We start from the raw sequence: 14,369 nt of genomic DNA, 5'->3' as shown, positions 1-14,369 counted from the left end.
TCCGCGAATGGGGCCATGACGGCGCATGCATGCATATCAGGAGCGACATATGACCCTTGCCGATCTGCCGCTTGGCCCACTGGAGCGCGCTTTCGTCGCCAGCCTGCAACGCCTCGAGCCGGAGGCGTCCGAGCCGGTGCTGCTCGCCGCCGCGCTGTGCTGTGAGGCCCTGGCCTCTGGCGACGTCTGCCTGCCGCTCGAACGGGTGGCGGGCAAACGCCCCTGGCTGGGTCACGATTTCAGCCCGCCACCGCTCTCGACCTGGCGCGCACAGCTTGAAGCCTCTTCGTTGATCGGTGCGCCAGACGAATATGCGCCGCTGACCCTGGTCGGCAACCGGCTCTACCTGGCCCGTTACCAGGCCTATGAGCAGCAGTTGGCTGAGCAGCTGCTCGCGCGTGCCGTCGATGTCCCCGAGGTCGATGAGGCACAGCTCAGCGAAAGCCTGGCGCGGCTGTTCGCCTTCAACCAGCAAAGCCCCGACTGGCAGCGTCTGGCTGCGGCGCAGGCGGTGCGTCGACGGCTGGCGGTGATCTCCGGTGGCCCCGGCACCGGCAAGACCACCACCGTGGTACGCCTGCTCGCCGCGCTGCTCGAACAGCCCGGCGGCGAGCGTCTGGCCATCGGCCTCGCCGCGCCCACCGGCAAAGCCGCGGCGCGCATGGCCGAGGCGATCCGCAGTGCCAAGGCCGATCTGCCGGTCCGCGACGCTGTGAAGGCCGCGCTGCCGGATGAGGCCCGCACCCTGCACCGTCTGCTCGGCAGCCGCGGCGATAGCCCGAAGGTGCGTCACGATGCGACCAATCCGCTGCCGCTGGACGTCTTGGTGGTGGACGAGGCGTCGATGGTCGACCTGGCGCTGATGGCCAAACTGGTCGCCGCACTGCCGCCCAAGGCCCGGCTGATTCTACTGGGCGACAAGGACCAGCTGGCGGCGGTAGAGGCTGGCGCGGTGTTTGCCGAGCTCTGCGAAGGCCGTGGCTTCGACGCGCAGGCTGCGACCGAGCTGCAGCGCCTGACCGGCCAGCGCGTGCCGGTCGAAGTCCCGCGCTCGCGCCTGGGCGACGCGGTGGTGCTGCTGACCCACAGCCATCGCTTTGCTGGCGACAGCGGCATCGGTGAGCTGGCACGACGGATCAACGGTGGCGATGCCAAGGGTTGTGTGAGCCTGCTGCAGGAGTCGCGGGCGGACCTGGTCTGGAATGCAGTGCCCAGCCCGACGGCGCTGATCGAGCGCTTGGAGCAGGGTTACGCGCCCTATCTGCAGGCGGCGCGCCTGGGCGATCCGGCAGCGGCGTTCGCGGCGTTCAATGACTTCCGTGCGCTGACGGCACAGCGCGAAGGCGCCTTCGGCGTTACCGGCATCAACGAAGCGCTGGAGGCGCGGCTCAAGCGGCGCCTCGGTGTGGCGGTGCGCGAGCGCTGGTACCCGGGGCGTGCGGTGATGGTGCGGCAGAACGATTACGCCCTCGGTCTGTTCAACGGCGATATCGGTCTCTGCCTGAAGACCGCGCAGGGTCTGCGCGTGTATTTCGAGGGCGACGACGGCTTCCGTGGCTTCGCTCCGGCACGGCTGCCGAGCCATGACAGCGCCTTCGCCATGACCGTGCACAAGAGTCAGGGCTCGGAGTTCAGCGAAGTGCTGCTGGCCTTGCCAGAGCAACCCAGCCCGTTGCTGACGCGGGCGCTGTTCTACACCGGCATCACCCGGGCCAAGCGTAAGGTGGAAATCTGGGCTCTGCCGCCGCGCCTGCAGGAAGCGGTGGTGACGCGCGCCGAACGCGCCGCCGGCCTGGCTGAGCGCCTGACTTGTACTGCGGCGCAGGAAGGCCGGGTGCAGGCCGGCGTCGCTTCCGAGCCGGCGGATCAGCTCAGCCTGTTCTAGCGCGTTGCGCTGAAGGCCGCGCACCACGGGGTCTTCAGCGGTATCGCGGCGCCGTTTTCGTGATGGCGTTGCACGTATCAGTTCTTGATTTCTGTTCCGATGCGCCTTCGCCATGCGACCGGCGTAAGGGACACTCAATGAAACGAATCATCTTTGTCATCTGGGGCGTGCTCAGCCTGCTGCTGGGTGCGGCCGCGTTGTTGGAGCTATTGCAGGCACCCTCGCTGGCGCGCGGCCTGGCGCTGCTGCTGGTGGTCTATTGCTCGTTCTGCGTGTTGCAGTTCCTGCGCACCGCCTACCAGCCCTGGGGCCTGCTGGGACCTCGCCGGCGCTGCGGTTACTGGCTGTGCCTGCTGTTGCTGCCATTAACGCTGCTGCCGTTGCACAGCGCCTTCGAGATCTGGCAACAGGGCGCCTATATTGCCAATCCTGCGGCGCCGGGTTGGCGCTTCAGCGTCGCGTTCGGCCGCCAGTTGCTGGTCTGGCTGCAGGAGCTGATCGGCTATGTGGGGCCACTGCTGGTGCTGCTGGCGATCGGTGTGGGTACGGCGGTTCTGCTGCTGCGCTTGCTGCGTACCCAGGTGGTGCGCTGAGCGAGAGCCTCAGGCGTCGAGCAGCATCAGCAGCAGTGGCAGGCTCGCCGCAGCAAGCAGCGTCTGCAGGGTGATGATGCCGGCCATCAGGTGGCTGTCACCGCCGAGCTGGCGGGTCAACACATAGGCGGTCGGTGCGGTGGGCAGGGCGAAGAACAGCACCAGCACGGTGGTTTCCATGCTCGGCAGGCCGAGCGCGCGGGCGACCGCATAGGCCAGCAGCGGCACACCCAGCAGACGCAGTGCACTGTTCCAGGCCAGTGCCGGAATTTCCCCGCTCAGTTCCTGCGGCTTCAGTGCCGCGCCGACGCAGAGCAGGCCCAGCGGCAGGCTGGCGGCGGCCAGCAGGCCCAGCAGGCGATCGCTGCCACCGGGCAAGCCCAGGCCGGAGAGGTTCACCAGGGCACCGGCCAGACAGGCAAGGATCAACGGGTTCTTCGCAATCGGCAGCAGCAGACCGCGGGCGCTGAGGCCCCGCTCGGCGGTCAGCGCCCAGACGGACATCACGTTCACCGTCGGCACCATCAGCGCCAGCATCAGCGCCGCCAGTGCCAGTCCCTCCTTGCCGAACAGGCTGCCGACCGCGGCCAGCCCGAGGTAGGTGTTGAAACGCAGCGCACCCTGGGTGATGGCGCCGAAGCGTGCTGCCGGCCAGCCACGCAGGCGTTGGCCGATCAGCAGCAGACACCAGGCCAGGCCGAGGGCGAGCAACACGGCGGCCGCCAGGCGCGGCAGCGCGGGGTTGTCCAGAGGAGCGGTGGCCAGACTGCTGAACAGCAGCGCAGGGAACAGGATGAAGTAGTTCAGCCGTTCGGCGCCCGGCCAGAAGGCTTCGTTGGGGAAGTCACGACAGCGCAGGAAATAGCCGGCGACGATCAGCGCGAACAGCGGCCAGAGGGCGAGCAGAAGGGCGGTCACGGATACATCCGACAGGGAAGGTAAAGCGAATCTTGGGTGCTCGCAGCGTTGGCTGCAAGCCTGGTGGCCTTGGTCCGCGAGCCCCGCTCGTCACCTGAGCGGTCGTCTCGGCCTGATTGCAACTTCTTTGTAGTAGCCAGGTGATATCATCGCTTGCCACGAAATCGAGCCCAACCCATGCGCATCACCGAGCATTCCTCTGCCGTTGATTTCAGCGACACGCCTTATGGGCGTCAGCTATTGCGCGGGTTCCGCCTGCTAGTGTTCAAGCCTGAACTGGAGAAGGAATTCCGTGGCTTTCTCGACCGCCAGGCTCGGGGTGCGCAGCGGGTCGCTGCGTTGCTGCTGATCCTGGCAGCCGGCGGCTATCTGTATGTCGAACGTCTGCTGGTTCCGGTCGCGGACCCGGCATGGATGACACGACTCACCGTGCTGCGTGTGGTCGAGCTGTCCCCGGGCGTGCTGGTGCTGGCACTCAGCTTCCTCAGCAAGCGTTTCTTCGCCCGCGCCAACCAACTGTTCCCGATGCTGCTGGTGTTGATCGGAGTGATCGCGGCGCTTATCGACATCCAGTACGAACTGGCCGCGCCGCAGTACGCCTTTCGCTACGGCGCCGGTCTGCTGATCATCAGCTCGTTCTTCTTCCTCGGCATGACCTTCTGGTGTTCGCTGCTCTGCGCGCTGGCGATCATCGCCCTCGACGTGTTCATGGCCAGCCAGATCCTTCCTTCGGAGCAGTTGCCCGGCCACTGGATCGCGGTCAGCTACTACATGCTGTTGCTGGTGATCGGCGCGGTCAGCCGCTACGTGCACGAGTACTCGCAGCGCCAGCAGTTTCTGATGCGCAAGCTGCTGGGCTGGATCGCCGCGCATGACGCGCTGAGCGAGCTGCCCAACCGCCGCAGTCACGACGATGCGCTGCGGCAACGCTTGGCCCAGGCGCGCCGGGATGACGTGCCGTTGAGCCTGCTGTTGCTCGATCTGGACGACTTCAAGGCTTATAACGATCGACTTGGCCACCCGGCCGGGGATGCGCTGATCAAGACCTTCGGGCAACTGCTCGGCGAGTTCGCGCGGCGACCGCTGGATATGGCGGCGCGCGTCGGTGGCGAGGAGTTCGCCTTGCTGCTCTACGATTGCGGCGAGGAGGCCGCACGGCAGATTGCCAGCCAGCTGCTGGCCGCATTGCGTGCCCAGGCCATCGCTCATCCAGCGTCGCCGCAGGGGCGTGTGGGAGTCAGTATCGGTATCGCCACGCTGCAGTCGGGACAGACCGCCGAGCAGCTCTACCACTGTGCCGATGCGGCGCTCTATCGCGCCAAGCAGGCGGGCAAGAACCGCTATGCGGCGCCGGAACAGGCGATGGCCGGCTGAAGCGGATCAGCGCCGTGGCGGTACCGGACGGGTGCGGCCGCTGCCGTCGATGGCAACGAAGACGAATACCGCTTCAGTGACCTTGCGCCATTCGCTGGACAGCGGATCGTCGCTCCAGACTTCCACCAGCATGCGGATCGAGCTGCGGCCGACTTCCAGGGTCTGGGTATAGAAGGACAGCTGCGCGCCGACAGCCACCGGCACCATGAAGGCCATGCGGTCGATGGAAACCGTTGCTACCCGCCCGCCGGCTACCCGGCTGGCCATGGCCGTGCCGGCCAGATCCATCTGCGACACCAGCCAGCCACCGTAGATATCGCCGAAACCGTTGGTTTCGCGAGGTAGGGCGGTCAGCTGCAGGGCCAGATCGCCCTGAGGGATGGGGTCATCCTGTTCGTATTCGTTCATCGATCGGACTCGCGGCGCGATTGTTGTTTTGGCGCGAAAGGCCCGCGGTAGGGCAGGCGAGCGGCAGTATAACGGCTGTCTATCGGCGCAGCGACCGCGTTGGATCAAGTTTGCCGGCCGTAATCAGATTGTCACACTCGCTTCATAGAGTGTTCATACGGCCCTCAGATACTGGCCCCCGTTCCAACACACTCGAACACACACCTCTGCTAGGAGCAAGGTATGAAACTGAATCGTTTGATGGCGGCGCTGACCTTTGTAGCCGCTGGCGTGGGTGCTGCGAGCGCCGTTGCAGCGGTCGATCCGGCACTGCCGAGCTACGAGAAGACCTCTGGCGTTTCCGGCAACCTGTCCAGCGTCGGCTCGGATTCCCTGGCCAACTTGATGACCCTGTGGGCCGAAGAGTTCAAGCGCAGCTACCCGAACGTCAACATCCAGATCCAGGCTGCCGGTTCCTCCACCGCGCCGCCCGCGCTGACCGAAGGCACCTCCAACATGGGCCCGATGAGCCGCCCGATGAAGGACAACGAGATCCAGGCCTTTGAAGAAAAGTACGGCTACAAGCCGACCGCCGTACCGGTGGCGATCGACGCCCTGGCGGTGTTCGTGCACAAGGACAACCCGATCAAGAGCGTGGACATCGAGCAGGTCGACGCGATCTTCTCCAGCACCCGCCTGTGCGGTGGCGCCCAGGACATCAAGACCTGGGGTGACCTGGGGCTGACCGGCGAGTGGGCGGCCAAGCCGATCCAGCTGTTCGGTCGCAACTCGGTATCCGGCACCTATGGCTACTTCAAGGAAGAAGCGCTGTGCAAGGGCGACTTCAAGGCCAACGTCAACGAGCAGCCGGGTTCGGCCTCGGTGGTGCAGTCGATCTCCAGCACGCTGAACGCCATCGGTTACTCGGGCATCGGCTACAAGACCTCCAGCGTCCGTGCCGTACCGCTGTCCAAGGGTGGCGAAGCCTTTGAAGCTAACGAAGAGAACGCTCTGGCTGGCAAGTTCCCGCTGGCGCGCTTCTTCTACGTCTACGTGAACAAGGCGCCGAACAAGCCGCTGAGCCCGATCGATGCCGAGTTCATCAAGCTGGTGCTGTCCAAGCAGGGCCAGGAAGTCGTGGTCAAGGACGGCTACATCCCGCTGCCGAAGAAAGTGGTCGACAAGACCATGCAGGACCTGGGGCTGTAAGACTCCGGTGGGAGCCGGCGGCTTGTCCGCCGGCTCTGCGCAGATGCCCGCCACGCGACACGCGCTGGCGGGCTTCGTCGCGTCACCTGACTGTAATCTTTCTGTCACACGGCTTTATTAGATTAGGCGCCCCGAAGGGCCGCTCAGGCCCAGGAGCCCTGGCATGAACGACATGGAAAACATGACCGCGAACTCCGATGTGCAACGGCTGGATTTCAACACGCCAGCCCTGCAGCGCAAACGCCGCCTTCGCGCGCTGAAAGATCACCTGGCGCGCTGGTACGTGACCATCGGCGGTCTGGCTGTGCTGGGTGCGATCACCCTGATCTTCTTCTATCTCGGGCAGGTGGTGCTGCCCATGTTCCAGGGCGCCGAGCTCGAGGCGCGCGACGTCCAGCAGCCGGCCTGGCTGGCTGAGGACAGCGCACCGCTGCTGCTCGCCGTGGAGGAACAGAACCAGGTGGCGATGCGCCTGATGGCCGATGGTCGGGTGCGCTTCTTTGCCCTGGCCGACGGTGCGCCGCTGTCCACGTTCGCCCTGCCGCTGCCGGCCGACAGCCGCATCGTCTCGGTCGGCCAGGACACGCCCGGCACCCGCCGCCTGGTGCTCGGTCTGAGCAACGGTCAGGCACTGGTGGTCGAGCACACCTACAAGGTCACCTATCCGAACAACCAGAAGACCATTACCCCGCAGCTCGTCTACCCGTTCGGTGAGCAGCCGCTGCAGCTCGACACCGAAGGCCGGGCGATCGAGCAGGCGGCCATCAGCCTCAATGGCAAGACCCTGCTGGTCGCCGGCGCCACCGGCACCGCACTGCATGCGCAGCGCATCGCCAGCAGCGAGAACCTGCTGACCGGCGAAGTCACCTTGGAACAGCAGCGCCTGGACCTGCCGCAGCTCGCCGAGCCGATCCGCGCGCTGCAGATCGATCCGCGCCACATGTGGCTGTACGCGGTCAGTGGCAAGGCCAGCGCCGACGTCTTCGACCTGCGCCGCAAGCAGCTCAACGGCCGCTACAAGCTGGTCGCCGATGGGGCCGAGATCACCACGGTCAGTCCGCTGCTCGGCGGCATCTCGCTGATGGTCGGCGACTCGAAAGGCGGCATCGGCCAGTGGTTCATGGTGCGCAGCGCCGACGGTTCGGCTGAACTGCGCAACGTGCGGCACTTCCAGCTGGGCGATAGCGCGATCAGCCAGATCCTGCCGGAGGAGCGGCGCAAGGGCTTTCTTGCGCTCGACCGTGCCGGCACCCTGGGGATCTTCCACAGTACCGCGCACCGCACGCTGCTCAAGCAGCCGGTGGCCGAGGGCGCTGCGCTGGCGGCGATGTCGCCGCGCGCAACGCGCCTGCTGGTCGAGTCGGACAAGGGGCTGCAGCGTTTCGTCATCGATAACCCGCATCCGGAGATTTCCTGGAGCGCGCTGTGGGGCAAGGTCTGGTACGAGAGCTATGCCGAGGCGGATTACGTCTGGCAGTCGACCTCCGCCAACACCGACTTCGAGCCGAAGCTGAGCCTCGCGCCGCTGGCCTTCGGCACGCTCAAGGCGGCCTTCTACGCGATGCTGCTGGCGGCCCCGCTGGCGATCTGTGCGGCGTTCTACACCGCCTACTTCATGGCGCCGGCGCTGCGCCGCAAGGTCAAGCCGGTGATCGAGCTGATGGAGGCGCTGCCGACGGTGATTCTCGGTTTCTTCGCCGGCCTGTTCCTCGCGCCGTTCCTGGAGAACCACCTGCCGGGCATCTTCAGCCTGCTGTTGCTGATGCCGCTGGGCATCCTCTTCGCCGCCTGGAGCTGGAGCCGTCTGCCCGAGCGCGTGCGTCTGAGCGTGCCGGACGGCTGGGAAGCGTTGCTGCTTATTCCGGTCATCCTGCTGGTGGGCGTCGGTTCGCTGGCCATCAGCGGCCATCTGGAAAACTGGTTCTTCGGCGGCGACATGCGCCTGTGGCTGTCCAACGACCTGGGCATCCCGTTCGATCAGCGCAACGCCCTGGTGGTCGGCCTGGCGATGGGCTTCGCGGTGATCCCGACGATCTACTCGATCGCCGAAGATGCCGTGTTCAGCGTGCCGAAAAGCCTCACCCTGGGTTCGCTGGCCCTCGGTGCGACGCCCTGGCAGACGCTGACGCGCGTCGTGCTGCTGACCGCCAGCCCGGGCATCTTCTCGGCGCTGATGATCGGCATGGGCCGCGCCGTGGGTGAAACCATGATCGTGCTGATGGCCACCGGCAATACGCCGATCATGGAGGCGAACATCTTCGAAGGCATGCGCACCCTGGCCGCCAACGTCGCGGTGGAAATGCCCGAATCCGAGGTCGGTGGCACCCACTACCGCGTGCTGTTTCTCGCCGCGCTGGTGCTGCTGATGTTCACCTTCGTGATGAACACCCTGGCCGAGCTGATTCGCCAGCGCCTGCGCGGCAAGTACGCCAGCCTGTAATGCACGCGCCGCCCGCGGGCGGCTGCGCCGAGATTTTCGAGAAGGTATCGATCCGTGAAAAAGGATTCGTTGAGCAGCTGGGTCAAGAGCGGTTCCCCCTGGATCTGGATGAACGCCGGTGCGGTGTCCATTGCGGTGATCATGACCCTGGGCCTGCTGGCGGTGATCGCCGTGCGCGGCCTGGCGCATTTCTGGCCGGCCGATGTGATGGTCGCCGAGTATCAGGTGCCGGGCGCCGAGCCACGCGTGCTGGCCGGCGAGGTGGTGCAGGCCGAGGAAGTGCCGCGCGCGCGGCTGGCGGCCAGCGGCCTGCCGGTAAACGTCGAGGGCGGCGAGTTCATGACCCGCGAGCTGCTCAAGGTTGGCAACCGTGAAGTCTACGGTGCGGATTTCTCCTGGGTGGTCGGCGAATGGCTGAGCAACTCGCGCAAACCGGCCGACATGGTGGTGCTGGAGCGCCGCGAGTGGGGCAACTTCTACGGCGAGCTGCTCAACGTCAAGGAGGCCGGGCAGCTGGTGGCTGAGGACGACGCTGCCTGGGCCGAGCTGCAGCGCCGCCTCGAACGGGTCGAGCAGCTGCACGGGCAGATCGCCCAGGTGGAGAAGGTCGAGATCGGCCGGATCAACCACGGCCTCGAGCGTCTGCGCCTGAAGACCCGCAAGCTGGAGCTGGACGGCCGTCTGGACGCCGCCGCACAGGCCGAGCTGGACGTCGAGCGTGCCGAATGGGACGCCGAATACCGCGTGCTGGAGCAGGAGCTGATCGCGCTGCAGCAGCAGTTCAACCGCGACAGCATCACCGTGCGCACCGTCGATGGTCGCGAGCAGCAGATCAGTCTGGGCAAGGTGGTGCGCGCCTACCGACCGAACGCCATGTCGACCCTGGACAAGCTGGGTTTCTACGCCGGCAAGCTGTGGGAGTTCGTCAGCGACGAACCGCGCGAGGCCAACACCGAGGGCGGCATCTTCCCGGCGATCTTCGGTACCGTGCTGATGACCCTGATCATGGCGGTGATCGTCACCCCGTTCGGCGTGATCGCTGCAGTCTACCTGCGCGAGTACGCCAAGCAGGGCCTGCTGACGCGCATCATCCGCATCGCGGTAAACAACCTGGCCGGCGTGCCGTCGATCGTCTACGGCGTGTTCGGCCTCGGCTTCTTCGTCTACGTGCTGGGCGGTTCGCTGGACCGGCTGTTTTACCCGGAAGCCGCACCGGCACCGGTATTCGGTACACCGGGCCTGATGTGGGCCTCGCTGACCCTGGCCATCCTTACCCTGCCGGTGGTCATCGTCGCCACCGAGGAAGGCCTGGCGCGCATCCCGCGGATGATCCGCGAAGGCTCGCTGGCCCTTGGCGCGACCAAGTCCGAGACGCTGTGGAAGGTGGTGCTGCCGATGGCCAGCCCGGCCATGATGACCGGCCTGATCCTCGCCGTGGCCCGCGCTGCCGGTGAAGTGGCGCCGCTGATGCTGGTCGGCGTGGTCAAGCTGGCACCGAACCTGCCGCTCAACGGCAACTACCCGTACCTGCACCTCGACCAAAAGATCATGCACCTGGGCTTCCACATCTACGATGTCGGCTTCCAGAGCCCCAACGTCGAGGCGGCGCGCCCGCTGGTATACGCCACCGCATTTCTGCTGGTGCTGGTCATCGCGGTGTTGAACCTCAGTGCGGTCGTCATCCGCAACCATCTGCGCGAAAAATACAAGGCGCTGGACCACTAAGGCGGCTGCAGGTCGCCGGCCAACCGCCGGTGCCTGAGCCCTGTAGCCTCCGAAGGAGACTGTTATGCAAAGTCAAACCCCCGCCCACGCCATCGACATTTCCGCGTTGGGCCGCGACAAGCGCGTGCTGAGCCTGGCCGACGAGCCGGTCGCCATCGAGGTGCCCGATCTGAGCCTGTTCTACGGCCAGAAGCAGGCGCTGCACAACGTCAGCATGAACATCCCCAAGCAGCGCGTAACCGCCTTCATCGGTCCGTCCGGTTGCGGCAAGTCGACCCTGCTGCGCTGCTTCAACCGCATGAACGATCTGGTCGATGGCTGCCGCATCGAAGGCGCGATCAACCTCGACGGCCACAACATCTACCGCAAGGGCGAGGACGTGGCCGACCTGCGTCGCCGCGTCGGCATGGTGTTCCAGAAACCCAACCCGTTCCCCAAGAGCATCTACGAGAACGTGGTCTACGGCCTGCGCATCCAGGGCATCAAGCAGAAGCGCGTGCTCGACGAAACCGTGGAGTGGGCGCTCAAGGGCGCGGCGCTGTGGGACGAGGTCAAGGATCGCCTGCACGAGTCGGCGCTGGGCCTGTCCGGCGGTCAGCAGCAGCGTTTGGTGATCGCCCGTACCATCGCCGTGCAGCCGGAAGTGCTGCTGCTCGACGAACCGAGTTCGGCGCTCGACCCGATCTCCTCGCTGAAGGTCGAGGAGCTGATCTACGAGCTGAAATCCAAGTACACCATCGTCATCGTCACCCACAACATGCAGCAGGCGGCGCGGGTATCGGACTACACCGCGTTCATGTACATGGGCAAGCTGATTGAGTACGGCGATACCGATACGCTGTTCACCAACCCGGCAAAAAAACAGACAGAAGACTACATCACCGGCCGCTACGGCTAGCTGGCTATGGCAAATCGCGCTGCGCGTTGTCGGCGGCGCTTGCCGTACCTGGTTCGTACTGTCTGCGCGCCGCCTCCTAGCGCAGCACGATTTGCCAAAGGCCGGGCCGTCCGGCGAGAGAACAACAGTTTCGCAAGGGTTCGCACATGATCAGCAAAGACAGCCACACCCAACACATCTCCCAGCAGTTCAACGCCGAGCTGGAGGAGGTGCGCAGCCACCTGCTGGCCATGGGCGGCCTAGTGGAAAAGCAGGTCAACGACGCGGTCACCGCGCTGATCGAGGCCGATTCCGGGCTCGCCCAGCAGGTGCGCGAGGTGGACGACCAGATCAACCAGATGGAGCGCAACATCGACGAGGAGTGCGTGCGCATCCTCGCCCGTCGCCAGCCGGCGGCCTCCGACCTGCGCCTGATCATCAGCATCTCCAAATCGGTGATCGACCTCGAGCGCATCGGTGACGAGGCGACCAAGATCGCCCGCCGTGCCATCCAGCTGTGCGAGGAAGGCGAGTCGCCCAAGGGCTACGTCGAGGTGCGCCATATCGGCGACCAGGTGCGCAAGATGGTGCAGGAATCGCTCGACGCCTTCGCCCGCTTCGATGCCGACCTCGCGCTGTCGGTGGCGCAGTACGACAAGACCGTCGACCGCGAATACAAGACCGCGCTGCGCGAACTGGTCACCTACATGATGGAAGACCCGCGCTCGATCTCCCGCGTGCTCAGCGTGATCTGGGCGTTGCGCTCGCTGGAGCGCATCGGCGACCACGCGCGCAACATCGCCGAACTGGTGATCTACCTGGTGCGCGGCACCGACGTGCGCCACCTCGGCCTGGCGCGCATGGCCGAGGAAGTGGAAGGCACCAAGGAGCGCTGATTCGCGGTCGCGGGGCGGGCAGCGATGTCCGCCCGGCGCCAAAAACTGCGGACAGAGCCGCCGCTGGCGTTGAGGCTTGACCCATCCACCGGCATCGGTTCGCCCGCACGGATGCCGCTCAGGTGCGGATCAGCGCCTCGCTCAGGTAGTCGATCAGCGCCCGCGTCTTCGGCGGCAGGTGGTGATTCTGTCGCCACAGCAGCCAGGCCGCGCCCTGGTAGGAGCCGGTGTAGCGCCACTGCGGCAGCACCTCGCGCAACTGCCCGTCGGCCAGCGCCTGGGCGGCGGTGAAATGCGGCAGGCAGGTGATGCCCAGGCCTGCCAGCGCCACCAGTAGCCGCGCCTCGCTGTGGTTGCTGATATAACGGCCGCGCACCGTCACCGTTTCCTGCTGCTCGCCGCGGCGCAGGTGCCAGCGATTGTCTCCCGCCGTTTCCCCCAGATACAGACAGCTATGGCGCAGCAGGTCCTGCGGATGTTGCGGCTCGCCGTGGTGTTGCAGGTAGTCGGGGCTGGCGCAGAGCAGCTGGCGCACCGGCCCGAGCGGCTTGCCGGCCAGGCCTTCGGGTGGGTTGTCGGTGACCTGCACCAGCAGGTCGAAACCGTCTTCGATCAGGTCCGGGCTCTGGTCGCTGATCCGCAGCTGCACATCGACCTCGGGGTAGCGCTGCAGGAAGGCCGGCATCAACGGCCCGACGACGAACTTGCCATAGGCCTTGGGCACGCTCAGGCGCACCAGCCCGCGCGGGCTGCGCATCAGCCGTTCACCGATGGCGACGGCGGCGTCGGCCGCATCGAGCATGCTCCGGCAATGCTGGTAGAACTCCGCCCCGGCCTCGTTGAGGCGCAACTGGCGCGTCGTGCGTTCCAGCAGGCGCAGCGCCAGGGCCTGTTCCAGACGGGCCACCTGGCGGCTAACCGCCGAAGGCGTGCTGCCCAGCAGCCGCGCGGCGCCGGAGAAGCTGCCGGCCTCGACCACCCGCACGAACACGGCCATGTAGGGCAGCAGGGCTGCGCTGTCATTCGTTCCCATGCGGAACAGGTCCTGTGCTGTTTCGTTGGATTATCGACCGCGGCGACAAGCCCGACAATCAGCGCCTGATCGTTGGGTGCAGGGGCTTGAGTATGAAAAGCACATGGAGACAGGGGCTGTGGCTGGCCGATGGCATGCTGCTGACGGTGGCGCTGATCTGGGGCAGCAGCTATGCAGTGGCCAAGCAGGCGCTGCTGTTCTATCCGGTGCTGGGTTTTCTCGCGATCCGCTTCGGCCTGACCTTCGTCCTGCTGCTGCCGCAACTGCGCGGCGCTGGCCGCCGGGCGCTGCGCCCCGGTCTGCCACTGGGGCTGGTGATGCTGGCGATATTTCTCTGCGAGACCTGGGGCGTGATGCTGACCAGCGCCAGCAATGCGGCGTTTCTGATCAGCCTGTGCGTGGTGATCACGCCGTTCATGGAATGGCTGCTGCTGCGCCAGCGGCCGCACAACTCATTGTTCCTCGCTTGCGCGCTGTCGCTGGCGGGCGTCTGGCTGCTGACCGGCGGCCCGCATCTGTCGCTGAATCTCGGCGATGCGCTGATGCTCGCCGCCGCCTTGCTGCGCGCGCTGCTGGTCTGCCTGACCCGGCGCTTCACGGCCGGTCGGGAAATCCCGGCACTGGCGCTGACCGCGGTGCAGAGCGGAGTCGTCGCGGCGGGCTGCATCCTGCTTGCCGTGTCGCTGCCGGGCGGACTGCCGGCGCTGCCGGTGGAGCCGGGCTTCTGGTTCGGCACGCTGTATCTGGTGCTGTTCGCCACGCTGTTCGCCATGTTCGCGCAGAACCGCGCGCTGGGGCGCAGCAGCGCAACGCGGGTGTCGCTGCTGATGGGCTCCGAACCGCTGTTCGGCGCGCTCATCGCCGGTGTCTGGCTGGGTGAGTGGCTGGGGCCGATGGGCTGGGCGGGTGGTTTGCTGATCATGCTGGCGACCCTGTGCACCCTGCTGGTCGGCCGCCAGCCGGCGGCGACCGTGGCTGGCGCTGGAGTACCGGCCCGCGCCTAGCGTGCAGGCACGGCGAAGCAGCAGGTCG

Annotated in this window: 12 protein-coding genes; 9 read left to right on the top strand and 3 right to left on the bottom strand. The window is 66.2% G+C overall.

Going from position 1 to position 14,369, the window contains the following annotated elements; all coding sequences use genetic code 11:
• The first annotated feature begins 49 nt into the window (after positions 1-49).
• Together recD and N8H22_RS02805 are read left to right on the top strand one after the other, a co-directional pair.
• Positions 50-1,885 (top strand): exodeoxyribonuclease V subunit alpha, encoded by a 1,836-nt coding sequence (recD, locus tag N8H22_RS02810; protein ID WP_264589103.1) that lies wholly within the window; start codon positions 50-52, stop codon positions 1,883-1,885.
• Positions 1,886-2,022: 137 nt separating this feature from the next.
• Complete coding sequence (locus N8H22_RS02805; RefSeq protein WP_264589102.1) at positions 2,023-2,478, top strand: hypothetical protein; 456 nt, start codon at positions 2,023-2,025, stop codon at positions 2,476-2,478.
• A 9-nt stretch (positions 2,479-2,487) separates the two neighbouring features.
• Here the strand turns inward: N8H22_RS02805 and N8H22_RS02800 are convergent, their stop codons facing one another.
• The gene (locus N8H22_RS02800; RefSeq protein ID WP_264589101.1) at positions 2,488-3,396 is read right to left on the bottom strand and encodes an AEC family transporter; all 909 of its coding nucleotides are present in this window, start codon (positions 3,394-3,396) and stop codon (positions 2,488-2,490) included.
• 177 nt (positions 3,397-3,573) lie between these two features.
• Here N8H22_RS02800 and N8H22_RS02795 point away from each other — a divergent pair, with 177 nt between their 5' ends.
• Positions 3,574-4,770, top strand: a complete 1,197-nt coding sequence (locus N8H22_RS02795; RefSeq protein ID WP_264589100.1) for a GGDEF domain-containing protein — start codon at positions 3,574-3,576, stop codon at positions 4,768-4,770.
• 6 nt (positions 4,771-4,776) lie between these two features.
• On the opposite strand, the gene N8H22_RS02790 is transcribed toward N8H22_RS02795, so the two are convergent.
• A complete protein-coding gene (locus N8H22_RS02790; protein ID WP_264589099.1) occupies positions 4,777-5,178 on the bottom strand; it encodes an acyl-CoA thioesterase in 402 nt (133 codons plus the stop codon).
• A gap of 222 nt (positions 5,179-5,400) precedes the next feature.
• Between N8H22_RS02790 and N8H22_RS02785 the strand changes: the two genes are divergently transcribed.
• The 5 genes from N8H22_RS02785 (at position 5,401) to phoU (ending at position 12,304) form a co-directional block, all read left to right on the top strand.
• Positions 5,401-6,366 (top strand): phosphate ABC transporter substrate-binding protein PstS family protein, encoded by a 966-nt coding sequence (locus N8H22_RS02785; protein WP_264589098.1) that lies wholly within the window; start codon positions 5,401-5,403, stop codon positions 6,364-6,366.
• Positions 6,367-6,529: 163 nt separating this feature from the next.
• Positions 6,530-8,806, top strand: coding sequence for an ABC transporter permease subunit (locus tag N8H22_RS02780; protein WP_264589097.1), 2,277 nt, complete (start codon positions 6,530-6,532; stop codon positions 8,804-8,806).
• Positions 8,807-8,860: 54 nt separating this feature from the next.
• Positions 8,861-10,531: a phosphate ABC transporter permease PstA gene (gene pstA / locus N8H22_RS02775; protein ID WP_264589096.1), complete on the top strand. Its 1,671-nt coding sequence runs from the start codon at positions 8,861-8,863 to the stop codon at positions 10,529-10,531.
• Between the two features lie 64 nt (positions 10,532-10,595).
• Positions 10,596-11,429, top strand: coding sequence for a phosphate ABC transporter ATP-binding protein PstB (gene pstB / locus N8H22_RS02770; protein ID WP_264589095.1), 834 nt, complete (start codon positions 10,596-10,598; stop codon positions 11,427-11,429).
• A gap of 146 nt (positions 11,430-11,575) precedes the next feature.
• Entirely contained in the window at positions 11,576-12,304 is a 729-nt protein-coding gene (phoU, locus tag N8H22_RS02765; RefSeq protein WP_125867269.1) for a phosphate signaling complex protein PhoU, read from the top strand.
• Positions 12,305-12,422: 118 nt separating this feature from the next.
• Here the strand turns inward: phoU and N8H22_RS02760 are convergent, their stop codons facing one another.
• Positions 12,423-13,337 carry a LysR family transcriptional regulator gene (locus N8H22_RS02760; protein ID WP_264589094.1) on the bottom strand — a complete coding sequence of 305 codons (915 nt, stop codon included), beginning with the start codon at positions 13,335-13,337 and terminating at the stop codon, positions 12,423-12,425.
• A 92-nt stretch (positions 13,338-13,429) separates the two neighbouring features.
• Between N8H22_RS02760 and N8H22_RS02755 the strand changes: the two genes are divergently transcribed.
• Positions 13,430-14,341, top strand: a complete 912-nt coding sequence (locus tag N8H22_RS02755) for a DMT family transporter (protein ID WP_264589093.1) — start codon at positions 13,430-13,432, stop codon at positions 14,339-14,341.
• Positions 14,342-14,369: the final 28 nt, after the last annotated feature.

It is taken from the genome of Stutzerimonas sp. S1, assembly GCF_025966695.1.
In the GTDB taxonomy this organism is placed as follows: domain Bacteria; phylum Pseudomonadota; class Gammaproteobacteria; order Pseudomonadales; family Pseudomonadaceae; genus Stutzerimonas.
The sequence above is the reverse complement of the archived record's forward strand: the minus strand, read 5'-3'. Positions and strand labels throughout refer to the sequence as shown.

Bases quoted from the DNA above. Each gene is read 5' to 3' on its own strand.
- recD (WP_264589103.1), top strand. From the start codon at position 50: ATGACCCTTGCCGATCTGCCGCTTGGCCCACTGGAGCGCGCTTTCGTC.
- N8H22_RS02805 (WP_264589102.1), top strand. From the start codon at position 2,023: ATGAAACGAATCATCTTTGTCATCTGGGGCGTGCTCAGCCTGCTGCTG.
- N8H22_RS02795 (WP_264589100.1), top strand. From the start codon at position 3,574: ATGCGCATCACCGAGCATTCCTCTGCCGTTGATTTCAGCGACACGCCT.
- N8H22_RS02790 (WP_264589099.1), bottom strand. From the start codon at position 5,178: ATGAACGAATACGAACAGGATGACCCCATCCCTCAGGGCGATCTGGCC.
- N8H22_RS02785 (WP_264589098.1), top strand. From the start codon at position 5,401: ATGAAACTGAATCGTTTGATGGCGGCGCTGACCTTTGTAGCCGCTGGC.
- N8H22_RS02780 (WP_264589097.1), top strand. From the start codon at position 6,530: ATGAACGACATGGAAAACATGACCGCGAACTCCGATGTGCAACGGCTG.
- pstB (WP_264589095.1), top strand. From the start codon at position 10,596: ATGCAAAGTCAAACCCCCGCCCACGCCATCGACATTTCCGCGTTGGGC.
- phoU (WP_125867269.1), top strand. From the start codon at position 11,576: ATGATCAGCAAAGACAGCCACACCCAACACATCTCCCAGCAGTTCAAC.
- N8H22_RS02760 (WP_264589094.1), bottom strand. From the start codon at position 13,337: ATGGGAACGAATGACAGCGCAGCCCTGCTGCCCTACATGGCCGTGTTC.
- N8H22_RS02755 (WP_264589093.1), top strand. From the start codon at position 13,430: ATGAAAAGCACATGGAGACAGGGGCTGTGGCTGGCCGATGGCATGCTG.